This window comes from Amycolatopsis sp. NPDC114505 (genome assembly GCF_055633615.1).
In genome coordinates this window covers 401,063-425,506 of the sequence record NZ_JBVKDV010000005.1, presented here as the reverse complement: position 1 = coordinate 425,506, position 24,444 = coordinate 401,063, and the positions used below count along the sequence as shown (strand labels likewise).

Sequence of the window (24,444 nt, the reverse complement as noted above, 5' to 3'; positions counted from 1 at the left end):
ATGACGACCTACTTCGTGACGGGCGCGACGGGCTTCATCGGGAAACGCCTGGTCGCCCGCCTGCTGCGGCGGCCGGAGACGTCCGCGGTGCACGCACTGGTCCGCGAAACCTCCCGCGAGCGCCTGGCGACCTGGGTCCAGGGCCTGCCGGGCGCGGGCAAGCTCCACCCGGTGGTCGGCGACCTCGCCGACCCGCGCCTCGGCGTCGACCCCGCCGGGCTGCCGCACCTCGACCACGTCGTCCACCTCGGCGCGATCTACGACCTCACCGCCGGCGAGGACGCGAACCGGCGCGCCAACGTCGAGGGCACCCGGCACCTGCTCGCCTTCGCCTTGGCCGCGGAGGCGGGACTGGTGCACCACGTGTCCTCGATCGCCGTCGCGGGCGACCACGCCGGGCGGTTCACCGAGGCCGACTTCGACCTCGGCCAGCACTTCCGTTCGCCGTACCACGCGACGAAGTTCCAGGCCGAGAAGCTCGTGCGCGAGCAGTCCCTGCCCTTCCGCGTCTACCGGCCCTCGGCCGTCGTCGGCGACTCGCGCACCGGCGAGATGGACAAGGTCGACGGCCCGTACTACTTCCTCCCCGCCATCTCGCGGCTGGCGGCGCTGCCCGCGCGGCTCCCGCTCGCCGCCCCCGGCCTCGGCGCGACGAACCTGGTGCCCGTCGACTACGTCGTCGAGGCGATGGAGCACCTGATGCACCGGGACGCGCCGTCCGGGTCGACCTACCACCTGGCCGCCACGCGGCCGCAGTCGCTCAACTCCGTCTACAACGCCTTCGCGCGCGCCGCGGGCGGGCCGACGATCCGGGCCGTGCTGCCGGCGCGGCCGTCCGGCGTGGTGCGGCGCGCGGGCACCCGGCTGGCCCACGCGGCCGCGGCCGGCGTCGACCGCCTGCCCGGCGGCCGGGCCACCCGCGCCGCCGTCCTGGAGGAGCTGGGCATCCCCCTCGACGTGCTGCCGCACCTGAGCACGGACGTCGTCTTCGACACCGCGCGCACGACGACCGCGTTGTACGGCAGCGGCATCGAGCTGCCGGAGCTGCGCGACTACGCCGGGCCGCTCTACCGGTACTGGCAGGCCCACCTCGACCCCGACCGCGCGCGTCGCCGGCCCGGCCTGGCCGGGCGGACGGTGCTGATCACCGGCGCGTCGTCCGGGATCGGCCGGGCGTCGGCGCTCGCCGTGGCCCGCAAGGGCGCGAAGGTGATCCTCGTGGCCAGGCGCGCTTCGGAGCTCGAAGAGGTCCGCGACGAGATCACCGCGGCCGGCGGCGTCTCGGCGGCGTACCCCTGCGACCTCACCGACGGCGACGCCGTCGACGCGCTGGTCAAGGACGTCCTCGGCGAACACGGCGCCGTCGACATGCTGGTGAACAACGCCGGCCGGTCGATCCGGCGCTCCGTCGCGCTGTCCACCGAACGCTTTCACGACTACGAGCGCACGATGGCCATCAACTACTTCGGGCCGGTGCGGCTGATCCTCGGCTTCCTGCCGTCGATGGCCGGGCGCCGGTTCGGCCACGTCGTCAACGTGACGACGATGGGCCTGCAGACCGACACCCCGCGCTTCTCGGCCTACCTGGCGTCGAAGGCGGCACTGGAGGAGTTCGGGCTGACGGCCGGGCGCGAGACGCTCTCGGACGGCGTCACGTTCACGTCGGTGCGGATGCCCCTGGTCCGGACGCCGATGATCGCGCCGACCGGCTACCGCGGCCTCCCGTCGAGCAGCCCGGAACGCGCGGCCGCGCTGGTGGTGAAGGCACTGGACGAGCGTCCGGAGATCCTCACCCTGCCCGAAGGCCGGGCCGCCGAGCTGGCGACGCTCGCCGCGCCGAAGCTCGCCCGGTTCGCCGCGCACCTCGCCTACCGGGCGGTGCGGGAGTCCGCGCCCGAGGCGCGCGACCTGCCCCGCCGGCCCGCGCCGGCGGCCGTCGCGGCGGCGGTGACCCGCCTGTTCTGGCGCCGTCGTGCTTGATCCCCGCGAATTCCGCCGAAACCCTGGATTCACGACGACGGTACTTCTACCCTCGCGCGAGTCCCGTACATCGGTACGGGCGTGAACTGGGGAGTTCGGAATGCCGGAAATCAGCAGTACTGGGGAACGATCCGCCGTGGCCGACGAGACGGCCGCCATCGGCACCGCAAGGCACACCATCGGTTAGCACCGGCGCAGGTCCGCGGTCGTGAGTGGGAAACAGGGTTAGAACACTGTTTCCCACTCACGACCCGGCCGCGGCAGGTGCGGTTCGTGCCGGTGCCGGGCCGGGCCGCTACCATCGCTTCCCGGGTGTGATCGGGGAGCGGAAGGCGGGCAGGCGTGGACGTGGCGAGTCCGGCGCGCGTCGCCGCGCCGGAGCCCGTGCCCGCGAAACGCGCCCGGCCGCTGCTGAGGTTGGGCATCCACGCCGGCTGGGTGGTGCTGCTGGCGCTGGCCACCGAACTGCGCGTCGGCCGCTTCGGGTTCCATCCCTCCGACCAGGGCTTCATCCTCGCGCAGGCGTGGCGCGTGCTCCACGGCGAAGTCCCGCACGCCGACATCATCTCCGCCCGCCCGCTCGGGTCCGCGGTGCTGCACGTCGTCGACTTCGCCCTGCCGATGCCGCTGTTCTTCGGGTCGAGCTTCCTCTCGATGATCGAGATCATCGTCGCCACCATCGCCTTCGCCGCGCTCGTCACCCGCCGCCGGGTGCTCGACTGGGGCCCGGGCATGACCGCGATGGTCGCGGCGGCGTCGCTGATCAACCTCAACGCCTTCCCGCTGATGGCCTGGCACACCGTCGACGGCATCGCGCTCACCGCGTGCGGCGCCTGGGCGCTCGACGCCGGCCTGAGCGGAGACCGCGCGCTCGCCCGGCGCGGCGGGCTGGTGCTGCTCGGCTGCGCGGTGTTCGTCAAGCAGAGCTTCGCCCTCGCCGCGGTGATCGGCGTCCTGTGGCTGCTGCTGCACCCGGCCACCCGGGCGGGGACCCGGCGCGTGCTGCGGGTGCTCCTCGACCTCCTCGCGCTCGGCGCGCCCGGGCTCGCCTACGTGGCGTGGGTGAGCCTCGGCGGCGGGTTCCCCGAGATGGTCGACCAGCTGACCGGCGGCGTGCCCGCGTACGGCCAGCGGCTGCTCGGGCTCTGGCTGGAAGACCCCGAGGTGCTGACGCAGGCACCGTTCCGGGAGCTGACCTTCTTCGCCGCGATCGCCGTGGTGCTGCTGGCAGTCCGGCTGCCCGGCGACCGGCTCGGCGCGGCCGGGCGGGCCGCGTCCTGGGCGCTCGTGCTCGCCGGTGCGGCGGCGATCGTCTGGACGGTCGTCGACGGCCGGTTCACCGGCTCCTCGCGCTGGGCGGACGTCCTGTGGTGGATCGTCGCGGTCAGCGTGCCGGTGAACGCGGCCGTGCGGCGGAAGGTGCCGTGGGCCGGGCTGCTCGTGCTCGCCACGGGCTTCATGACCAGCCTGTCGTGGGGCAACGACACGCCGACGCTGCTCACCGGCACGCTCGCCCTGACCGCGTTGCTGCTGCTCAGCCACGTCGTCCCGGCGCGGCCGCGGCTGGCGCGGCGCTGGGTGACCGCGACGGCGGGCGTCACGGCGGTGGCGGTGTGCGGCTGGGTCGTCGTCGCGCAGCACGACCAGGCGGCCTACCTCGACCTCGGGCACGACCGGCTGACCGAGGACCTCGGCGACGTCAGCCCGGCGATGGCGGGCATCCGCACGAACCCCTCGACGCACACGTTCGTCCGGCAGATCCGCGACTGCCTGGACCGCTTCCCGGCCGGGCGGACGGCGATCCTGCCGGACAGCCCGTTCGCCTACCCCGCGTTCGGCCTGCGCAACCCGTTCCCGCTGGAGTGGCCGCTGCCGCTGGAGATCGTCGGTGACGCGCCCGAGCGGATGCTCGCGACGGCGGACCAGCTCAACCGCGAAGGCGGCTACCTGGTGCTGTTCGAGACGGATTCGATCCGGATGCTCGCGACGGGCGGCCCGGTGCCGGAGTCGATCCCGGTGGACACGCCGGTGTTCGACTACCTGGGCCTGGAGAAGGCGATCCAGAGCCGGCTCACCGGGCGCGCCGTCACCTGCGGCAGCTTCGTCGGGAAGTACGCGCCCTAGTTCCGCTCGCCCCGGACCAGCTCGAGCAGGCTCTCCGGGACGTCGTCGCCGAACAGGCTCTCGAGCAGGACGGCGTCGTCCACGGGCGTCGCGCTGCGGACGAACATGGCCTCCTCGTACGCGGCGATGGCGCCCTCGACGTCGCCCGGGTGCGCGGCGAGGGCCTGGCCCAGCTCCGCGCCGTCGAGCATGGCCAGGTTGGCGCCTTCGCCGTTCGGGGCCGTGAGGTGGGCGGCGTCGCCGACGAGGGTCACGCCCGGCACACGGGCCCACCGGAGCCCGATCGGCAACGTGTAGTGCGGGCGCAGGACCGGGTCGGTGTCGCCGTCGGTGATCAGCGCCGTGAGCTCCGGGGCCCAGCCGTCGAACTCCGCGGCGATCCGCGCGGCGGCCGCGGCGGGGTCGGTGAAGTCGATCGCGGCGAACCAGTCCAGCGGCCGGGAGAGCGCCACGTACGTGTGCACGGTGTCGCCGCTTTCCCGGTGGGCGTTGATCCCGTCGTCGGGCGAGCCGCCGTGCGCGACCATCGACCCGCGGCCGACCGCCGCCGCGGTGGCCGGGTGCTTCGCGACGGCGTCGAACAGGTAGGTCTCGACGAACGCCGTGCCCTCGTACTCCGGCGTGGCGTCGGTGAGCAGCGACCGGACCTTCGACCAGGCGCCGTCGGCCCCGACGAGCAGGCTGGTGACGACGGTGCTGCCATCGGTGAAGGTGACCTCGTGGCAGCCGTCGTCGAGCGTGCGGACGCCGCCGACCTTGTGCCCCCACCGGACGGTGCCTTCGGGGAGCGCGTCGAGCAGCAGCTGCCGCAGCTCGCCACGCTGCACCTCGGGACGGCCGCCGGTGCCGTCGTCGACCTTCTCGTACACGAGGTTCCCGTCCTGGTCGAGGATCCGCATCGCCTGGCGGCCGTCCAGGACGAGACCGCGGAACTCGTCCACCAGGCCGGCGGCTTCGACGGCGAGCTGCCCGTTGTAGTCGTGGATGTCGAGCATCCCGCCCTGCATGCGCGCCATCGGGGACGGCTCGGCCTCGTGGACCGTGACCGGGATCCCGTGGACGTGCAGCACCCGGGCCAGGGTGAGGCCGCCGAGCCCGGCGCCGATGATCGTGACGTTCATGGATGCTCCTTCGGTTCGTTTCGCGACGACCGAAGAGTGGCGCGGGTCCCTGGTGCGGGCCGCACACCGCACTGGCACCCCGCTGGCACCCGCTGTCAGTCGGCCAGCAGGTCGTCCGGGCTGCCGTTCGCCAGCGCGGCGAGGACGTCGAGGGCCGCGGCCAGCGTCTCCACCGGCGGGGCCGAAACCGCGATGCGCACGGCGTTCGGGGCGTGCCCCGGCAGCACCGCGAACGCCGCGGCCGGGGACAGGGCGATGCCGCGACGCCCCGCCGCCGCGACGAACGTCTCCGCCCGCCACCGCTCCGGCAGCTCCCACCAGCGGTGGTAGGACGCCGCGTCGCCCCGCAGTCCCGGCAGCTTCGCCTCGACCACTATCGCCCGCGTAGCTGCGTCACGGCGCTTCGCGGCTTCGACGTCGGCGAGGGTGCCCGTCACGATCCACTGCGTCGCCGCTTCGACGGCGAAGCGCGACGCGGCCCACGCGCCCGACCGCACCGACGACGCCAGCCGCGCGGTCCAGGCCGGCGGCGTCACCAGGAATCCCGTGGTCAGGCCAGGTGCGACGCGTTTGGAAAGGCTGTCGACGAACACCGTCCGCTCCGGCGCGTACGCGGCGAACGGCCGGACGTCGTCGCGCAGGAACGTGTAGATGCCGTCCTCGATCACCGGCAGGTCCAGCCGGGCGACGACGGCGGCCAGCTCTTCGCGGCGCTTCGGCGGCATCGTCGTGCCGAGCGGGTTGTGCAGGGTCGGCTGGACGTACAGCGCGCGCACCGGCCCGGCCGCGGCGAGGGCGTCCGGGACGAGGCCGTGCTCGTCGGTCTCGATCGGCACCAGCTCGACGCCGAGCCTCGACGCGACGGCCTTGACCACGGGGTAGGTGAGCGACTCGACCGCGAGCCGCTCCCCCACCGGTACGAAGGCGGCGATCGCGGCCGCGATCGCCTGCCTGCCGTTGCCGGTGAACAGGAGCGCCGCGGGGTCGGGGCGCCAGTCGCCGCGGGTGAGGAGCGTGGCCGCGGCTTCGCGGGCGGTGGGGGTGCCCGCGGCGCCGATCGGGTGCAGGGCCGCGGTCAGGACGTCGTCGCGCAGCAGGGGTTGGAGCGCTTTCGCGAGCCGCGCGCTCTGGTCGGGCAGGACGGCGAAGTTGAGCTCGAGGTCGACGCGGGCGTCCCCCGGCTCGGCCAGCGCCGGTTCGGGCGGCGGCTTCGCGGCCCGGACGAAGGTGCCGCGCCCGACCTCGCCGACGGCCAGGCCGCGCCGGACGAGCTCGCCGTAGACGCGGGCGGCGGTGGAGTTCGCGAGCCCGCGCTGCCGCGCGAAACGGCGTTGGGGCGGGAGCCGATCGCCGGGCCGGAGGCGGCCGGCCTCGATGTCGGCGGCGAGGGCGTCCGCGACGACGCGGTAGTCGTCCATGCCCACCTTCGCTTCCCGCCGGAACGCCGTCGTGGCCATGATCCCAGCCCACCGGATCGGCGCAGCTCAGGGGGTCGTGAGTGAGAAACAGGGTTAGAACACTGTTTCTCACTCACGACAAGCCGCGGCAGACCCACCGCGCCGGCCGTTCACCGCGCCCGGCGTGAGAGGCGGGCCGGGTCCAGGGCCGCGGCCAGCTCCGGGTCCGGTGAGCCCGTCACGAAGTCCGTCACCAGCCGTCCCGTCGCCGGGCCGAGCATGAGCCCCAGCATGTTGTGCCCCGATGCCAGCAGCACCCGGTCGTGCCCGGGCAGGCGCCCCACCGCCGGGAGGCCGTCCGGGGTCAGCACCCGCGCGCCGACCCACTCGTCCTGGCGGCCGGCCCAGTCCGCCGACCGGAGGTAGCCCGAGGCCGCTGCCACGATCGCCTGGATTCGGCGCGGGTGGAACGCCTCCGGGTCCGCGTCGAACTCCATCGTGCCCGCCACCCGGACCCGCTTGCCCATCGGCGTCAGCACCACCCGCGCGTCACCCAGGTGCACCACCTGCCGGGGCACCGGGTCCGCGTCGACCGAGAAGCTGTACCCCTTGCCGGGGAACAGGTCCGTCCGCACGCCCACTGCCCGGCACAGCTCCCGCGACCACACGCCGGCCGCCACCACCGTGACGTCCGCGTCGAAGTCGCCCACCGTCGTCCGGACGCGGGTGCCGCCGCCGCGCTCGCCCACCGACGTCACCCGCGCTCCCTCCACAATGGACACGCCGAGCGCGCGCAGCCGGCGGACCAGCCGGTCGACGAACAGCGACGGGTCCACCGACCACTGCTCCCGCACCAGGAACCCGGCCCGCGCCGCCGGGCCCAGCGCCGGCTCCAGCGCAGCCAGGTCACCGGCGGACAGCACCGGCTCGACCGGAGCCCCGATGTCCCGCTGCCCTTCCCACGCCGTCCGCGCCGAGGCCTCGGAAGCGAAGGCGAACACGAAACCGGACTTCACGGCGTCGCCGTCGACGCCCGCCGCTTCCAGCTCGCCGAACAGCCCGAACGTGCCGCGCGCCAGCCGGGCCAGGGTCCGGACGCCGGCGGTGTACCGGCGACGCGAGGTGTTGAGCCCGAACCGCAGGAGGAACCGCACCAGGGACGCGTCCAGCCGGGGCCGCACGTACAGCGCGCTGTCCGGCCGGGGCAGCCCCCGCAGCGCCGGGCCGATGACGCCGGGCGCGGGCAGCGGCGTCACGAGGTCCGGGCAGATCTCGCCCGCGTTCCCCCGTGACGCGCCGCCGCCGACGCGCCCGCGTTCGAGCACCGTCACCGTCGCTCCGGCCGAGGCCAGGTAGTAGGCGCTGCAGAGGCCGATGAGCCCGCCGCCGGCGATCGTCACCTTCACGCCGCACTCGATTCCGCCAGGGTCATGCCCTTGGTCTCCGGCGCCAGCCACAGCGACGACACCAGCCCGGCCACGGCGATCAGGCCGCCGACGAGCATCGCCAGGCGCGTGCTCTGCGCCAGCAGCAGCGGCGCGCCGTACGTGCCGATCGCCGCGCCGATCCGGCTGACCCCGGTCGCGAAGCCGTTCGCCGTCGCGCGGACGCCGGTCGGGAACAGCTCCGACGGGTAGATCGCCTGCAGGCACTGGCTGGAGAACGACGCGACGCCGAACACCGCGAACAGCAGGATCACCAGCCACGTCGACGGATGTCCCAGGATCCCCAGCAGGAACAACGGGATCGCGGCGATCCCGAAGCTCCACAGCAGCAGCTTCCGGCGGCCGCGGTTCACCACGAGCGCGCCCGAAAGCGAGCCGAGCACGAAGAAGATCTGGATGACGACCGCCCCGAAGTAGGACGCGTTGCCTTCGGCGAGGCCGAGCGAGTGCAGGATCGTCGGCTGGTACGTCGTGATCGCGTAGATCGGCAGCAGCTGGCACGCCCAGAAGAGGCAGACGAACACCGTGCGCTTGCGGTACGCGCCGCGGAAGATGTCGCCGTAGCGCGTCTTCGACCCCGTGTCGGCTTCGATGTCGGAGAAGTCGGCGTCCGGGCCGAGCATCTTCCGCAGCACGGCGTGCGCCTCTTCGGTCCGGCCCTTGCTCAGCAGCCAGCGCGGCGACTCCGGGGTCCCGATGCGCAACGCGAGGATCACCAGCGCCGGGATCGCGCTGCTCGCGAGCATCCAGCGCCACGCGTCGCTTCCCAGCGAGAGCATCGCCCAGCCCGCGACGTACGCGGTCGCGGCGCCGACCGACCACATCGTCACCAGCACCACCAGCAACGGCCCGCGGGACTTCTGCGGCGCGAACTCCGAGGCGATCGTGGCCGCGATGGCGAAGTCGGCGCCGATCGCGATGCCCATCAGGAAGCGCAGCGCCGTCAGCTGTCCCGGGTCGGTGGCGAAGAACTGCAGCGCCGACAGCAGGATGAACGCCGCGATGTCGGCGAGGTAGACCTTCTGCCGCCCGACGCGGTCGGTCACGTACCCGAAGATCAGGCCGCCGACGAACATCCCGACGAGCGAAGCCGAACCGAGCAGCCCGGCCGCGGAGCCGCTCAGGTGGAACGCGCCGGTCACCAAAGGCAGTGCGACGCCGATGATCGACAGGATGTAGCCGTCGCAGAACTCGCCGCCGCCGGCGTACATCGTGATGAGCCAGTGGGTCTTCGTCGGCCTGCTGTGTTCGAGGGACTGCCGCTCCGGCGAGGTTGCCTTCATGGTCCGCTCCCGGGGTTTCGGGGGTCTGGTTGGCAGGTGACGCTAGACACATCGATCGCGACGGTCATCGGACGAACCATCCGAAGTATCACCCCATCCGACGACTGGCGTTGTACGGTTCGTCCATGGCCGATCCACAACTGACGCCCGCGCTCGCCCAGGAGATCGCCGGCGAGACGAGCGCCGTGATCGGCCTGAACGTGCTCATCACCGACGTCGAGGGCGTGGTCATCGGCAGCGGCGACGCCTCGCGCGTCGGCAGCGTCCACGAAGCGTCCCTGGAGGTCCTGCGCACGCTCGAAGCCGCGGAGCACTCAGCCGAGCGGGCCCGCGCGCTCCACGGCGTGCGGCCGGGGATCACGCTGCCGATCGTCATCGACGGGACGGCGGTCGGCACGGTCGGCCTCACCGGCGCGCCCCGGCACGTCCGCCCGTTCGGCCTGGTCGTGCGGCGCCAGACGGAGATCCTGCTGCGCGAGGCGATCGGCCTCGAGTCACGCCTGCTCGGCGAGCGGGCCCGCCACGACCTGGTGCGCGACCTCGCGTTCTTCGACGCCGACGTCGTCGAGCCCGCGGCGATCGCCGCCCGCGCCGGCGAGCTCGGGCTCGACCTGCGCCTGCCGCGCGTCGCGGTGCTCGTCGAAGTGCGCGGCACGCCGGCCGCGTCACCGCTGCGGGCGATCCGCGACGCCTTCCCGCAGGACCTGGTCGCCGAGATGACCGCGAGCCGCTTCGCGGTGCTGCACCACCCGCGGCACCCGGGCGAGACAGCGCGTCGGTGCGCCCGGCTCGTCGCGGAGCTGCGCGACCGATACGGGCTGGCCGCGCACGCCGGGGCCGGCGCTCCGGCCACGGACGTGCCGGGGCTGCACGCGTCCTATGTGGACGCCGCCGCCGCGGTGCGGCTCGGCCCGCTGCGCCACCCCGCGGAGTCCGTCTTCGCCATCGAGACGCTGCGGACCGAGCAACTGCTGGAGACGACCGCGCACCAGGCCCGCGACCGGTTCGCCACCGGGCAGCTCGGCGCGCTGCGGACCGACCCGGCGTGGGACGCGCTGTCCGAGACGGTGCTCGCGTGGGTCGAGCACGGCCTGAACCTGGTGCACACCGCGGCGGCGCTGCACATCCACCGCAACACGCTCCTGCACCGGCTGGCGAAGATCGCCGATCTGACCGGGCGCCCGGTGCGCGACGCCACCGCCGCCGTCCCCCTGTACCTGGCTTGCCTGGCCGCTAGATTGGCGGTGGAGGTGTCATGACCGACAAGACCTGGGCCGAAGTCGACGACTACTTCACCGGCGCGCTGCTGGCGCCCGATCCGGTGCTCGACGACGCGCTCGCCGACTCGGCCGCCGCCGGGCTGCCGCGCATCGCCGTCGCCCCCAACCAGGGCAAGCTGCTGAACCTGCTGGCCCGCCAGGCCGGAGCCCGGTCGATCCTGGAGATCGGCACGCTCGGCGGGTACAGCACGATCTGGCTGGCCCGCGCGCTGCCGGCCGGCGGCAAGCTGGTGACCTGCGAATACGAGCCCAAGCACGCCGAAGTCGCGCGGGCCAACCTGGCGCGGGCGGGCTTCGGCGAGGACGTCGTCGACATCCGCGTCGGCGCCGCGCTCGACACGCTGCCGACGCTGACCGGCCCGTTCGACTTCATCTTCGTCGACGCCGACAAGAACAACTCCGCGAACTACGTGCGCGCGGCGCTGGAGCTTTCGCGGCCGGGCACGACGATCGTCGTCGACAACGTCGTCCGGCAGGGCCGGGTGACCGACGCGGCGAGCACCGACCCGGACGTCGTGGGCGTGCGCGAGATGTTCGCGCTCCTCGCCGCCGAGCCGCGGCTGGACGCGACCGCCGTCCAGACCGTGGGCAGCAAGGGGCACGACGGGTTCGTGCTGGCCCTGGTCCGCTGACTCAGCGCGGCGGCCGCACCACCGGCGGCGGGCCCGGGGTCGCCACCCGGGCCGGCACGCCCTGGTGCGCCGCCGCCATGAACCCGCGCCAGATGTCGGCCGGCACGACGTCGCCGGTGAGCTTCGCGCCGTTCGCGTCCTTCAGCAGCCGTTCGTCGTCGGAGCCGATCCAGACCGCGGTCGCCAGCCGCGGGGTGTAGCCGACGGCCCAGGCGTCCTGGTTGTCCGGGCTGCTGCCGTGCTCGGCCTCGCCGGTGCGCAGCGCGGCGCCGGTGCCGTCCGTCAGCGTGCCCGTGACGTCCCGGGCGATGCGGCGGCTTTCGTCGCCGTCTTCGTCGAACGCGGGGCGCGCGGTGTCGGTGTGCTCCCAGACGACCGCGCCGCTCTCGTCGCGCACCTTCGCCACCAGGTGCGGGGTGGTGCGGCGGCCGTCCGCGGCGAAGGTCGCGTAGGCGCCGGCCATGTCCATCGGCCGCAGCGGGTACCGGCCGATGGCGATGCCCGGCCCGACGAGGAAGCCGTCCTTCTCCCGCATCGTCGGGTTGCCGTCGACGGTCTCGGGGATGCCGGCCTGCCGGGCGGCGTCGCTCAGCGCGTCCGGGCCGAGCTTCTTCGCCAGCGCGATGAACGGGCCGTCGGCGTGCGCCCGCATCGCGGTGCGCGGGGTGCACTTGGGGCCGCAGACGTCCGGGTACTTGAACTTCTCGCCGAGGAACTCCTGCTCCTCGGGCGCCGGGACCGGGACGTCGGGGCCATAGCCGCGGCGCAGAGCGGCGGCGAGGGTGAACGGGTAGAACGCCGAACCGGCCGCGTGCGGGGTGCTCGCGTAGTCGCGGACGCCCTGGTCGCCGCCCTGGTAGACGCGGACGGCGCCGGTCTTCGGGTCGACGGCGACGACCGCGCCGCGGAACTCTTTCGGCTCGCCCTTCAGCCTGTCCTGCAACGCCTTCTTCGCGGCGTCCTGCATGCCGCGGTCGAGTGTGGTCTCGACGGTCATGTTGCCCTGCTGGAGCCGGCCGAGCGGGAAGCCGTCCTGTTCGAGCTCGGCGAGGACCTGCTGCTTGATGTGGAACTCGTCGTAGGTGACGCGACCCGCGCGGGTCTCCGACGGCGCCTGGATCTCACCGCCGGGGTAGGCCATCGGTTCGGCGGGCTTGACGTAACCGCGGGCGACGAGCTTGTCGTGCACGTACTGCCAGCGCCGGGCGGCGTGGGCGTCGCCGGACGCGGCCGGGTCGTGCACCGACGGCGACTGGATCATCCCGGCGAGGAAGGCGGCTTCGCTCCACGTCATCGAGTCGTCGAGCTTCTTGCCGAAGTAGGCGTTCATCGCGGCGGCGGGCCCGAACGTGCCGCGCCCGAAGGAGATGATGTTGACGTAGCTCTCGAAGATCTGTTCCTTGCTCTGTTCCTGGGTGATCTTCGTGGAGAGGACCAGCTCGGCGAACTTGCGCCCGATGGTGGCGTCGTCGTCGCCGGTGGACTTCTTGATGTACTGCTGGGTGATCCCGGACCCGCCGCCGACACCGGTGAGGAACGCGCGGCCGATGCCGGTCGGGTCGAAGCCCTGGTTGTCCCAGAAGGTCGGGTCTTCGGTGGCGATGATGGCGTCCCGCAGCTTCTCGGGCACCTGCGTGTAGGGCACGAAGGTCCGATCGCCGTCGGCCGGGATGACCTTGAACATCTCTGACCCGTCGGAGTACTTGAGCACTACGGTCTTGTCGAGCCCGGCGAGGACCTCTTGCGGGCTGCGGACGTCGAGCACGAGGTAGGCGACCCAGAAGGCGATCAGCGGGACACCGACGAGCAGCCCGAAGCTCCAGTAGCCGACCCGCCGGATCCGCCGCCACCGCCGTCGGCGCGGGGTGTCCGGCTGCTCTTCCGATTCGTCGATTTCCTCGCTCGCCAAGGTCACGAATGGATGACGGCCGACCGGGTGAGGAGGTTCTGTGGAGAACTAACGAGGTTGTTCGAATCCTGTCAAGACGGGTTCACGCGAGGAGTCGGCTTTGTCCGCCGTCACGCGGGACAGGGAACGGATGGACGCGCATCGCTCATTCGGCCCGGGTCACTGAACTCGAACAACCGCAGTCGACCACTTCGCTGCGACCAGGCGCGACGGCCCCAAACGAGCTCACGCCAGGAACCCGCGCAGAAGCGACGCCATGCCTTCACGCGGGACATGGAACGGATGGACGCGCCGCGCTCATCGCGTCCGACAAAAGCGATCACTGGACTATCGGCCCGGGTCGCCCAACTCGCAGTCGACCACTTCACCGCGGCCAGGCGCGACGGCCCCAAACGAGCTCACGCCAGGAACCCGCGCAGAAGCGACGCCATGCCTTCACGCGGGACATGGAACGGATGGACGCGCCGCGCTCATCCTCGCCGACAAAGCGATCACTGGACTATCGGCCCGGGTCGCCGAACTCGCCGTCGACCACTTCACTGCGACCAGGCGCGACGGCCCCAAGACAGGCTCACGCCAGGAACGCGCGCAGGAGTGAGGCCGTCCCCTCGATGTGCTCCGCCATCGCCTGGCGGGCCGCGGGGGCGTCGCCGGCCAGTATCGCGTCGACTATCGCCTCGTGCTGGGCGTTCGAGTGGTCGAGGTTGGGCGGGAGCAGGGGGATCCGGTCGAGCAGCTGGTTGACGCGGGAGCGGGCGTCGGCCATCGCCGTGGTCAGGGAGCCGGATGCCGTCACCTCCGCGATCGCCAGGTGCAGGCGGGAGTCCTTGCGGCGGTAGTCGTCGAGGCCCGCGCTCGCGGCCTCGGCGAGCGTGCCAGTGAGGTGCTGCCGGTCGGCCGGGCTCAGCGAGCGGGCGGCGGCCATCTCCGCGGCGCCCGTTTCGAGGACGTACCGGATGCACAGCGCGTCTTCCAGCGCGACCGGTTCGACCTTGTCTCCGGGTGACCGTTCCGACGGCCCGGGGAGGGTGTCGTTCACGAACGTGCCGCCGTAGCGCCCCCGGCGTGACTCGACGTAACCGGCGTCGGAGAGGGCCCGGATGGCTTCGCGGAGCGTGACGCGGCTGACCCCGAGACGCTCGGCGAGCTCACGCTCCGACGGCAGCCGTTCCCCCGCACCGACCACGCCGAGGCGGATGGCCTGGAGCAGCCGCTCGACGGTCTCCTCGAAGGCGTTGCCCGCGCGGACCGGCCGGAACAGCGCTTCACCGGCATTCACCACCGAGGTCGGTTCCATCCCCCGAGTTTAGGCCGCACCGCGTGGATCACCCCGGCGCGGCGCACCTTCGGAGTGGCCACGGCCGGTCGCTGTCGGTGACAATGTCGTTCGCCCGCGGAAAAACCGGTGGAAGCGGACGGCCACGGTCGGCGACGATGACACCACCGACACCGAACATCGACGCAGGGGGCGATCCGGTGCATTTTCTGATGGCCGAAGATCTGGTCCACGAGCGGGAGAACGAGCTGCGCCACGGAGTGCGCAGCCACCCTCCAGGCCGGGCGACGCCGAGCCGCAGTCCGGGAACGAGAAAACAGCAGCTGGGCTGGCGCCTGGTGGAGGTGGGCTTGAAGCTGGCGGTGGAGGACGAAGACCGGCGGACCTGACCCCGTCAGCACTCGATGACGTTCACCGCCAGCCCGCCGCGGGCGGTCTCCTTGTACTTCACGCTCATGTCCGCGCCGGTCTCGCGCATCGTCTTGATCGCCTTGTCCAGGGTCACCACGTGGCTTCCGTCGCCGCGCATCGCCATGCGGGCCGCGTGGATCGCCTTCGACGCTCCCACCGCGTTGCGCTCGATGCACGGGATCTGGACCAGGCCGCCGACCGGATCGCACGTCAGCCCGAGGTGGTGCTCCACCCCGATCTCCGCCGCGTTCTCCACCTGGGCCGGCGAGCCGCCGAGGACCTCCGTCAGGCCCGCCGCCGCCATCGCCGACGCCGAGCCGACCTCGCCCTGGCAGCCCACTTCGGCACCCGAGATCGAGCCCGTCTGCTTGAGGATCGAGCCGATCGCGCCCGCGGTGAGCAGGAACGTCACGATCCCGTCGTCGGTCGAGTGCCGGATGAAGCGCTGGTAGTAGTGCAGCACGGCCGGGATGATCCCGGCGGCGCCGTTGGTCGGCGCGGTGACCACGCGGCCGCCCGCGGCGTTCTCCTCGTTCACCGCCAGCGCGTACAGGCTGACCCAGTCCATCGCGTACAGCGGGTCGCCGACGCCGTCCTCGGCCAGCAGCTTCTCGTGCAGCGCCTTGGCCCGGCGCGGCACCTTCAGCCCGCCCGGCAGGACGCCTTCGTGGCCGCAGCCGTTGCGGACGCACTCGGCCATGACCGCCCAGATCGCGAGGAGCCCGTCCCGCACCTCCTCGCGCGAACGCCAGGACAGCTCGTTCGCCAGCATGATCTCGCTCATCGGCAGCCCGGTCGACGCGCAGTGCGCCAGCAGGTCCGCGCCCGTGCGGAACGGGTACGGCACCGGCGTCGAATCCTCGACGAACACCGCGTCCGTCTCGTACGACTCGTCGCGGACGAAGCCGCCGCCGACCGAGTAGTACGTCCGCTCGCGCAGCAGCGCGCCCGACGCGTCGAACGCGCGGAAGATCATGCCGTTCGGGTGCGCCGGCAACGACTTGCGCCGGTGCATCGTGAGGTCGTTGTCCTCGTCGAACGCGATCTCGTGCGTGCCGGCGAGCAGCAGCCGGCCGGACTCCCGGATCGCCGCGATGCGCGCCGGGACGGTGTCGGTGTCGATCTCTTCCGGACGCGAGCCCGAAAGCCCGAGCAGGACGGCTTTGTCGCTGCCGTGGCCGAAGCCGGTCGCGCCGAGGGAGCCGAACAGCTCGGCCTGGACGCGTGCCGTGCGGCCGAGATCGTCGCCGAGACCGTCCACAAAGGTCCGTGCCGCCCGCATCGGCCCGACGGTGTGGGAGCTCGACGGGCCGATGCCGATGGAAAACAGGTCGAAGACGCTGATCGCCATTGATCCGCCCCTTCCTATCGCGCCAGCAGGGAGCTGGCTTCTTGCGCGGCCGGGCCCTGGTCGGCGAGGTGCTGCAGGTTCTCCGGCAGCTCCTCCCCACGGTAGCCCTTGGTCTGCGCGTACAGCCGTCCCGCGCGGTACGACGACCGCACGAGCGGCCCCGCCATCACACCGGCGAAGCCCATGGCCTCGGCAGCCTTCGAGTGCTCGACGAACTCCTCGGGCTTGACCCAGCGATCCACCGGGTGATGCCGCGGCGACGGGCGCAGGTACTGCGTGATCGTCAGGATCTCGCACCCGGCGTCGACCAGGTCCTGCATCGCCGGCGCGACCTCGTCCGGCGTCTCGCCCATACCCAGGATCAGATTGGACTTCGTCACGAGCCCGAACTCACGCGCCTTCGTGATGACCTCGAGCGAACGCGCGTACCGGAACCCCGGGCGGATGCGCTTGAAGATCCGCGGCACCGTCTCGACGTTGTGGGCAAGGACTTCCGGACGCGAGCCGAACACCTCGGCCAGCTGCGACGGCTCGGCGTTGAAGTCCGGAATCAGCAGCTCGACGCCGGTACCCGGGTTCAAGTCGTGGATCTGCCGGACGGTCTCCGCGTACAGCCACGCGCCACCATCGGAAAGGTCATCGCGCGCGACACCGGTGACCGTCGAGTACCGCAAGCCCATGGCCTGAACGGACTCCGCGACCTTCCGCGGCTCAGTCCGGTCCAGCTCGGCCGGCTTGCCCGTGTCGATCTGACAGAAGTCACACCGACGCGTGCACTGATCGCCACCGATCAGGAACGTCGCTTCACGGTCTTCCCAGCACTCATAGATATTGGGACAGCCCGCTTCTTCGCACACCGTGTGCAGACCCTCGCGACGCACGAGACCCTTGAGCTCGGTGAACTCCGGCCCCATCCGCACCCGCGTCTTGATCCACGGCGGCTTCTTCTCGATCGGCGTCTCGCTGTTGCGGACCTCCAGCCGCAGCAGCTTCCGGCCCTCGGGCAGGGCGCTCATCGGGACAGGTCCGCGTACAACGGGTGCTTCGCGGCCAGTGCCTCGACGCGGTCGCGCAGCTTCGAACGCAGGGCGTCGTCGAAGTCGGGCTTGAGTGCCTCGGCGATGACGTCGGCGACCTCGGTGAAGTCGTCCGCCTGGAAGCCGCGGGTGGCCAGCGCCGGCGTGCCGATGCGCAGGCCCGATGTGATCATCGGCGGGCGCGGGTCGAACGGGACGGCGTTGCGGTTGACCGTGATGCCGACCTCGTGCAGCCGGTCCTCGGCCTGCTGCCCGTCCAGAGTGGACTGGACGAGGTCGACGAGCACCAGGTGGACGTCGGTGCCGCCGGTCAGCACGCGCACACCGGCGTCAGCGCAGTCCGACTGGGACAGCCGCGAAGCCAAGATGCGGGAACCTTCGAGGGTCCGCTGCTGACGCTCCTTGAACTCCTCGCTGGCGGCGATCTTCAGCGCGACGGCCTTGGCCGCGATGACGTGCTCGAGGGGCCCGCCCTGCTGGCCCGGGAACACCGCGGAATTGATCTTCTTCGCCAGCTCCTGGCGCGAGAGGATCAGCCCGCCACGCGGGCCGCCGAGGGTCTTGTGCGTGGTCGTGGTGACGATGTCGGCGTGCGGCACCGGCGACGGGTGCAGCCCGGCCGCGACCAGCCCGGCGAAGTGCGCCATGTCCACCATCAGGCGCGCGTCGACGAGGTCGGCGATGCGCCGGAACTCGGCGAAGTCGAGCTGACGCGGGTAGGCGGACCAGCCGGCGATGATCAGCTTCGGCTGGTGCTCGACCGCGAGACGCTCGATCTCGGCCAGGTCGACGATGCCGGTCTCTTTGTCGACGTGGTAGGCGACGACGTTGTAGAGCTTGCCCGAGAAGTTGATCTTCATCCCGTGCGTCAGGTGACCGCCGTGCGCCAGGTCGAGGCCCAGGATCGTGTCGCCCGGCTTGAGCACGGCGAACATCGCGGCCGCGTTGGCCTGCGCGCCCGAGTGCGGCTGGACGTTGGCGTGCTCGGCGCCGAACAGGGCCTTCGCGCGGTCGATGGCGAGCTGTTCGACGACGTCGACGTGCTCGCAGCCGCCGTAGTAGCGGCGGCCCGGGTAGCCCTCGGCGTACTTGTTGGTCAGCACCGAGCCCTGCGCCTCGAGCACGCCCACCGGGGCGAAGTTCTCCGACGCGATCATCTCCAGGGTGGACTGCTGACGGGTCAGCTCGTCGGCGACGGCCGCGGCGACCTCGGGGTCGACTTCGGACAGGTGCTGGTCGAACGTCGTCATCAGTTCTCCTGGGTGAGCGCGGCGTACGCGGCGGCGTCGAGCAGTTCCGGCACGTCCCCGGTCAGACGCACCTTCAGCAGCCAGCCTTCCGTGTACGGGTCGGAGTTGATGACCTCGGGGGTGTCCGCTGTGGTGCCGTTCACCTCGACGACCTCGCCGGACACGGGCGCGTACAGCTCGCTGACCGACTTGGTCGACTCGACCTCGCCGAACACCTCGCCCGCGGTGATCGTGGCGCCGGCCTCGGGCAGCTGGACGAACACGATGTCACCGAGCGACTCGGCGGCGAAGGCGGTGATGCCGACGGTGGCGACGCCGTCCTCGACGTTCAGCCACTCGTGTTCCTTGGTGTACTTCAGGTTCTCGGGGATGCTCATGGCTCAAAAGTCCTTACGCGCGGGAGTAGAAGGGCAGGGCGACGACCTCGACGGGCTCGATCCTGCCCCGGATGTCGACGGAGAGCTCGGTGCCGGGCTCGGCGTACGCCCGATCGACGTACGCCATGGCGATCGGGTAACCGAGCGTGGGCGACAGCGCGCCACTGGTGACCTCGCCGATCTCGACGCCATCGGCCAAGAGCTTGTAGCCGTGACGCGGGGCGCGACGCCCGGCTCCCTTGAGACCGACCCGCACGCGCGGAACGTCCTGCTTGGACCGCTCCTCCAGGGCCGCGCGACCGACGAAGTCGCCCGGCTTCTCGAACTTGACGACGCGCCCGAGCCCGGCCTCGAACGGGCTCTGGTCGAGCGTGAGTTCGTTGCCGTACAACGGCATCCCGGCTTCCAGCCGCAGCGTGTCGCGGCAGGCCAGACCGGCCGGGACCAGCCCGTGCCCCTCACCGGCCTCGGTGAGGATGCGCCAGACCGCTGGTGCCTCGTCCGCGTTGACGAACAGCTCGAAGCCGTCCTCACCGGTGTAGCCGGTGCGGGCGAGCAGGACTTCGTGGCCCTTCACGACCGCCGGGACACTCGCGTAGTACTTGAGCGCGCTCAGGTCGGCGTCGGTCACCGCGCCGAGGATCGCGACGGCGTTCGGGCCCTGGACGGCGATCAGCGCGGTCGTCTCGGACCGGTCGTCCACGACGGCGTCGAAGCCCGCGACCCGCTCGGCCAGGGCGTCCACGACGACCTTCGCGTTGCCCGCGTTCGCGACGACCAGGTAGTGCTCGTCGGCCAGCCGGTAGACGACGAGGTCGTCGAGCACGCCGCCGGAAGCGTCGCAGATCATCGTGTACCGCGCCCGGCCCGGCTTGACCCCGGTGAGGTTGCCGACCAGCGCGAAGTCCAGGACGTCGGCGGCCTGCTTGCCCGTGACGTGGATTTCGGCCATGTGCGAGAGGTCGAACAGCCCGGCCGCCTCGCGGACGGCCTTGTGCTCGGCCAGCTCGCTGGCGTAGCGGACCGGCATCGACCAGCCGGCGAAGTCGGTGAACAGCGCACCGAGTCCCTTGTGGACTCCGTGCAGGGAGGTCTCTCGTGACACGGGTTCAGCCTTCGTAAGCGTTGAGGGGCGGGCAGGAGCACACGAGGTTACGGTCACCGCGAGCGCCGTCGATGCGGCGGACCGGCGGCCAGTACTTGTTCTTGCGCGACACCCCGGCCGGGTACACGGCCAGCTCGCGGTCGTAGGGCTTGTCCCACTCCCCGACCAGCGTCTCGGCGGTGTGCGGCGCCCCGCGCAGCGGCGACTCCTCCGCGCTCCAGCGACCGGACGCCACCTCGTCGATCTCCGCGCGGATGGCGATCATCGCGGCGATGAACCGGTCGATCTCACCCAGGTCCTCGGACTCGGTCGGCTCGACCATCAGCGTCCCCGCGACCGGGAACGACATGGTCGGCGCGTGGAAGCCGTAGTCGATGAGCCGCTTCGCGACGTCGTCGACCGTCACGCCGGTCTCCTTGGTGATCTGCCGCAGGTCGAGGATGCATTCGTGCGCGACCAGGCCGTCCTGGCCCGTGTAGAGCACCGGGTAGTGCGGCGCGAGCCGCGAGGCGACGTAGTTCGCGGCCAGCACCGCGACCTTCGTGGCCGCGGTCAGGCCGGGCGCGCCCATCATCCGGACGTAGGCCCACGAGATCGGCAGGATCGAGGCCGAGCCGTACGGCGCGCCGCTGATCGGGCCGACGCCGGTCGCCGGGCCGGCCTGGTCGAGCAGCGGGTGGTTGGGCAGGAACGGCGCGAGGTGCGCGCGCACCGCGACCGGGCCGACGCCGGGGCCGCCACCGCCGTGCGGGATGCAGAAGGTCTTGTGCAGGTTCAGGTGCGAGACGTCGCCGCCGAACTCGCCCGGCTTGGCCAGGCCGAGCAGGGCGTTGAGGTTCGCGCCGTCGACGTACACCTGGCCGCCGCCGTCGTGGACGATCTTCGCGAGCTCGTCGATGTCGTGCTCGTAGACGCCGTGCGTGGACGGGTAGGTGACCATGATCGCGGCGAGGGTGTCCTTGTGCGTGTCCACCTTGGACCGCAGGTCGGCCAGGTCGACGTTGCCCTCGTCGGTGCACTTGACGACGACCACGCGCATCCCGGCGAGCACCGCGGACGCGGCGTTGGTGCCGTGCGCGGACGACGGGATCAGGCAGACGTCGCGGGCCTCGTCGCCGCGGGACCGGTGGTAGGCGCGGATCGCGAGGAGCCCGGCCAGCTCGCCCTGGCTGCCCGCGTTCGGCTGCAGCGACACCTTGTCGTAGCCGGTGACCTCGGCCAGCCAGTCCGCCAGCTGCCCCACGAGGACGTGGTAGCCCTCAGCGTCTTCGGCCGGCGCGAACGGGTGGATACCGGCGAACTCGCGCCAGCTGATCGGCTCCATCTCGGTGGTGGCGTTGAGCTTCATCGTGCAGGAGCCGAGCGGGATCATGCCGCGGTCGAGCGCGTAGTCCTGGTCTGACAGGCGACGCAGGTAGCGCAGCATCGCCGTCTCGGAGCGGTGGCTGCCGAAGACCTCGTGGCCCATGAAGCCGCTCTCGCGGGCTAGGCCGTTCGGCAGCGCGACGCCGTCACTCAGGTCCGCCTCGACGCCGAACGCGCGGAGGACCTTCTCGGCGATCGCGGGGGTGCTGACCTCGTCGAAGGCGACGCGGACGTGGTCGGCGTCGACGTGCCCGAGGTTGATCCCGGCCTCGCGCGCGGCGGCGTGGACCTCGGCGGCCTGGCCGGGGACGTGCGCGACGACGGTGTCGAAGAAGGACTCGTGCACGACCTCGACGCCGGTCTTGCGCAGGGCGTCGGCGAAGCCCGCGGCGAGGCCGTGGACGCGCTGGGCGATCCGCTTGAGGCCGTCGGGACCGTGGTAGACCGCGTACATCGCGGCCAGCACGGCCGGGAGGACCTGCGCGGTGCAGATGTTGGACGTCGCCTTCTCGCGGCGGATGTGCTGCTCACGCGTCTGCAGCGCCAGCCGGTAGGCCGGGTTGCCGTCGGCGTCGACCGAGACGCCGACCAGGCGCCCGGGCAGCGAGCGCTCGAGGCCGGCGCGGACGGACATGAACCCGGCGTGCGGGCCGCCGTAGCCGAGCGGGACGCCGAAGCGCTGCGTCGAACCCGCGGCGACGTCGGCGCCGAACTCGCCCGGCGCGGTGATCAGCGTCAGCGAAAGCAGGTCGGCGGCGACGGTGAACAGCGCGCCCGCGGCCTTCGCCGACTCGGAAATCGCGTGGTAGAAGCCGCGGCCGCGCAGCACACCGGACGCGCCGGGGTACTGGGCGACGACGCCGAAGAACTCGTCCGGCAGGCCGGTCAGCAGGTCGCGGACCTCGACCTCGATGCCGAGCGCCTCGACGCGGGTCCGCACGACGGCGATGGTCTGCGGCAGGCACTCGGCGTCCAGCACGACCTTGTTGGACTTCGACTTGGACGCGCGGCGCATCAGTGTGACGGCCTCGGCGACGGCGGTCGACTCGTCCAGCAGGGACGCGTTGGCGGTGGCCAGGCCGGTCAGGTCGGCGACCATCGTCTGGAAGTTGAGGAGCGCTTCGAGGCGGCCCTGGGAGATTTCCGGCTGGTAGGGCGTGTACGCGGTGTACCAGGCGGGGTTCTCGAGGACGTTGCGGCGGATCACGCCGGGGGTGACGGTGTCGGAGTAGCCGAGGCCGATCATCTGCGTCATCGGGCGGTTGAGCGCGGCGAGGGCGCGCAGCTCCGCGGTGGCGTCCTCTTCGGACGCGGCGGGCGGGAGCCGCAGGTCGGCGGTGGCGCGGATGGCGGTCGGCACGGCCGCACCGACGAGGGCGTCCAGGCTGCCGTAGCCGCACTCGGCCAGCATCTTCGCGCGTTCGGCCTCGGACGGGCCGATGTGGCGGGCGTCGAACTGCGTGGAGGTGATGGGAGCTCCTCGGGCCGGGCACCGGGCACAACGGTGCGCTGGGAACTCCCCCTCTGTCATGGCACCTGAGAGTTTCACTGTGCGGAGCACAGCTTTCACCTTGGGTGAGGCGCGGGTGCGCCTGCTTTCCAGAGTGGCCTCGCACGAAGCGGTAGCAGGTACCTGAGAGATTCCGGGGAGTTTGCTCCTTCGGTGCCCCACCACGTTCGTGAGGGCTCTCCCGCCTCGGCTCGACGGCCCGATCTGCAGTTGTGGCGGCTACGGTACCTGCCGCCGCCGAGGTCCGTCTACTTCATCGGGCCAACGCCACAGTGATCCTCGACCGCGCCTCGATCGGCGACCCGCCGCACCACGCTCCCGGCCAGCGCGGGCGGCCGCCGGACCCGGCCCGACGGCAGGACCAGGCGTTTCAACGGCCCGCCGAGCGGCACCGGCGGGTGGCCGGCCCCCAGCAGCACCCGCTCCACGATCTGCTCGGCCAGCCACGCCACCGAGTCGTTGAGCCGGTCGAGCGAGAGGCGGTCGCCGTCGAAGACGTCGGAGTCGTCCAGGGTCACCTCGTAGTACGCGCAGCCGGGTGGCACCCCCGACGAGACCGCGTCCTCGATCGCGCGGGCCCCGGCCAAGGCGTCCGGGAAGCCGGCTTCGAGCAGCGGCTCGCGGTAGATGCGGGCCGCCCGCTCCCGCATCCGCGGCCCGTAGCGGACCACCACCGGGAGCCGGCCGGTCAGGTCGGGCACGGCCAGGCCGTGCAGCAGCATGATCGGCGGCACCGCGTGCACCAGCCGCGGCGCGGGTTCGGCCAGCTCGCGGGCGGTGATCCGGACGCGGTCGGCCATCGCGTCCGGGAGGCCGAAGTAGCGGAAGTCGACGTTGCCGAACCCGAGGCCGTCGGCGACCAGCGACGCGAGCAGCTCGCCGTACCCCCAGATCGGCGACAGCACCACGACGGGCGGCGCGGCGACGACCGGCGACGGCGCGGGCGGGCGCGTCGCCTCCTGCTCGGGCACCTGGATGACCAGCCGCGGCGGCTCGTGCCAGTCGTGCACCTCGGCGACCCGCCAGTACAGCCCGAGCGGCCGCCACAGCTCACCGAGGACGTCGTGCTCGAGGATCCGGCGCACCTCGGCGTCGTCGTGCGGGAAGTCCCGAGGGGCCACGATGCCGACGTAGTGGTGGTAGGTGACGCGGACCTCGTCACCGCGGGTCGCGGAGCGGATCCGCATCTCCCAGTCGATCGGCGACGCGGCGATGAGGTTGGCCACCTGCGTACCGGGCGAGGAGTAGACGAGCGCCGTGGCCTGCCGGAGGAACTGCCCGGCCTGGTCGATGCCTTCACGCAGCGCTTTCGCGGCTTGGGCGACGTGCACGGGGCTGGCGAGGCTTTCGGGCAGAACGCCGGCGACGCGCAGGAGTTCGGCCTCGCCGAGCCCGGTGACCTCGGCGATCTGGGCCCAGTGATCGAAGACGGTGACCTTGGGCGCGTGCCGGTGTTCGATCCAGCTGCGCAGGGTCGACGTGGGGACGCCGATGCGTCTGGCGGCCTCGTCCAGGGAGAGGCCCCTCGCCCGGATGCCGGTCCGGACCGCTTCCGCCCACTCGTCGGCGCGCCAATGCGTCACCTCACAAA

General features: G+C 72.1%; 18 protein-coding genes and 1 riboswitch. Of the genes, 5 read left to right on the top strand and 13 right to left on the bottom strand.

Features of this window, described 5'->3' with window-relative positions:
• Both ACZ7OU_RS44855 and ACZ7OU_RS44850 read left to right on the top strand, forming a co-directional pair.
• Positions 1-1,980 (top strand): SDR family oxidoreductase, encoded by a 1,980-nt coding sequence (locus ACZ7OU_RS44855; RefSeq protein WP_470259943.1) that lies wholly within the window; start codon positions 1-3, stop codon positions 1,978-1,980.
• A gap of 342 nt (positions 1,981-2,322) precedes the next feature.
• Positions 2,323-4,104, top strand: coding sequence for a hypothetical protein (locus ACZ7OU_RS44850; RefSeq protein WP_470259942.1), 1,782 nt, complete (start codon positions 2,323-2,325; stop codon positions 4,102-4,104).
• Here the strand turns inward: ACZ7OU_RS44850 and ACZ7OU_RS44845 are convergent.
• The 4 genes from ACZ7OU_RS44845 to ACZ7OU_RS44830 form a co-directional block, all read right to left on the bottom strand.
• Entirely contained in the window at positions 4,101-5,225 is a 1,125-nt protein-coding gene (locus ACZ7OU_RS44845; protein WP_470259941.1) for an FAD-dependent oxidoreductase, read from the bottom strand. The genes ACZ7OU_RS44850 and ACZ7OU_RS44845 overlap by 4 nt on opposite strands.
• A 95-nt stretch (positions 5,226-5,320) precedes the next feature.
• Positions 5,321-6,643: an aminotransferase-like domain-containing protein gene (locus ACZ7OU_RS44840; protein WP_470260167.1), complete on the bottom strand. Its 1,323-nt coding sequence runs from the start codon at positions 6,641-6,643 to the stop codon at positions 5,321-5,323.
• Between the two features lie 149 nt (positions 6,644-6,792).
• Entirely contained in the window at positions 6,793-8,028 is a 1,236-nt protein-coding gene (locus ACZ7OU_RS44835; protein ID WP_470259940.1) for an NAD(P)/FAD-dependent oxidoreductase, read from the bottom strand.
• A complete protein-coding gene (locus tag ACZ7OU_RS44830) occupies positions 8,025-9,350 on the bottom strand; it encodes an MFS transporter (protein WP_470259939.1) in 1,326 nt (441 codons plus the stop codon). The genes ACZ7OU_RS44835 and ACZ7OU_RS44830 overlap by 4 nt, the downstream gene beginning before the upstream one ends.
• Positions 9,351-9,475: 125 nt before the next feature.
• Here ACZ7OU_RS44830 and ACZ7OU_RS44825 point away from each other — a divergent pair, with 125 nt between their 5' ends.
• Both ACZ7OU_RS44825 and ACZ7OU_RS44820 read left to right on the top strand, forming a co-directional pair.
• Positions 9,476-10,609, top strand: coding sequence for a CdaR family transcriptional regulator (locus ACZ7OU_RS44825; protein ID WP_470259938.1), 1,134 nt, complete (start codon positions 9,476-9,478; stop codon positions 10,607-10,609).
• Complete coding sequence (locus tag ACZ7OU_RS44820) at positions 10,606-11,262, top strand: O-methyltransferase (protein WP_470259937.1); 657 nt, start codon at positions 10,606-10,608, stop codon at positions 11,260-11,262. The genes ACZ7OU_RS44825 and ACZ7OU_RS44820 overlap by 4 nt, the downstream gene beginning before the upstream one ends.
• Position 11,263: 1 nt before the next feature.
• Here ACZ7OU_RS44820 and ACZ7OU_RS44815 read toward each other — a convergent pair whose 3' ends face one another.
• Together ACZ7OU_RS44815 and ACZ7OU_RS44810 are read right to left on the bottom strand one after the other, a co-directional pair.
• On the bottom strand, positions 11,264-13,177 hold the full coding sequence (locus tag ACZ7OU_RS44815) for a transglycosylase domain-containing protein (protein WP_470259936.1): 1,914 nt from the start codon (positions 13,175-13,177) through the stop codon (positions 11,264-11,266).
• A gap of 565 nt (positions 13,178-13,742) precedes the next feature.
• A complete protein-coding gene (locus ACZ7OU_RS44810; RefSeq protein WP_470259935.1) occupies positions 13,743-14,468 on the bottom strand; it encodes a FadR/GntR family transcriptional regulator in 726 nt (241 codons plus the stop codon).
• Positions 14,469-14,605: 137 nt separating this feature from the next.
• Between ACZ7OU_RS44810 and ACZ7OU_RS44805 the strand changes: the two genes are divergently transcribed.
• Positions 14,606-14,836, top strand: coding sequence for a hypothetical protein (locus ACZ7OU_RS44805; RefSeq protein WP_470259934.1), 231 nt, complete (start codon positions 14,606-14,608; stop codon positions 14,834-14,836).
• A 5-nt stretch (positions 14,837-14,841) separates the two neighbouring features.
• On the opposite strand, the gene ACZ7OU_RS44800 is transcribed toward ACZ7OU_RS44805, so the two are convergent.
• The 7 genes from ACZ7OU_RS44800 to ACZ7OU_RS44770 all read right to left on the bottom strand — a co-directional run bounded on the left by ACZ7OU_RS44800 (position 14,842) and on the right by ACZ7OU_RS44770 (position 24,436).
• Positions 14,842-16,209, bottom strand: coding sequence for an L-serine ammonia-lyase (locus ACZ7OU_RS44800; RefSeq protein WP_470259933.1), 1,368 nt, complete (start codon positions 16,207-16,209; stop codon positions 14,842-14,844).
• A gap of 14 nt (positions 16,210-16,223) precedes the next feature.
• A complete protein-coding gene (gene lipA / locus ACZ7OU_RS44795; protein ID WP_470259932.1) occupies positions 16,224-17,225 on the bottom strand; it encodes a lipoyl synthase in 1,002 nt (333 codons plus the stop codon).
• Complete coding sequence (gene glyA / locus ACZ7OU_RS44790) at positions 17,222-18,496, bottom strand: serine hydroxymethyltransferase (RefSeq protein WP_470245070.1); 1,275 nt, start codon at positions 18,494-18,496, stop codon at positions 17,222-17,224. The genes lipA and glyA overlap by 4 nt, the downstream gene beginning before the upstream one ends.
• Complete coding sequence (gcvH, locus tag ACZ7OU_RS44785; RefSeq protein WP_470245071.1) at positions 18,496-18,873, bottom strand: glycine cleavage system protein GcvH; 378 nt, start codon at positions 18,871-18,873, stop codon at positions 18,496-18,498. Before gcvH ends, glyA begins: the two co-directional genes overlap by 1 nt.
• A gap of 13 nt (positions 18,874-18,886) precedes the next feature.
• Entirely contained in the window at positions 18,887-19,978 is a 1,092-nt protein-coding gene (gene gcvT / locus ACZ7OU_RS44780) for a glycine cleavage system aminomethyltransferase GcvT (RefSeq protein ID WP_470259931.1), read from the bottom strand.
• Positions 19,979-19,982: 4 nt separating this feature from the next.
• Positions 19,983-22,814: an aminomethyl-transferring glycine dehydrogenase gene (gcvP, locus tag ACZ7OU_RS44775; RefSeq protein ID WP_470260166.1), complete on the bottom strand. Its 2,832-nt coding sequence runs from the start codon at positions 22,812-22,814 to the stop codon at positions 19,983-19,985.
• A 43-nt stretch (positions 22,815-22,857) separates the two neighbouring features.
• Positions 22,858-22,956, bottom strand: a riboswitch (glycine riboswitch).
• Positions 22,957-23,101: 145 nt separating this feature from the next.
• Complete coding sequence (locus ACZ7OU_RS44770) at positions 23,102-24,436, bottom strand: helix-turn-helix domain-containing protein (RefSeq protein ID WP_470259930.1); 1,335 nt, start codon at positions 24,434-24,436, stop codon at positions 23,102-23,104.
• Positions 24,437-24,444 lie beyond the last annotated feature (8 nt).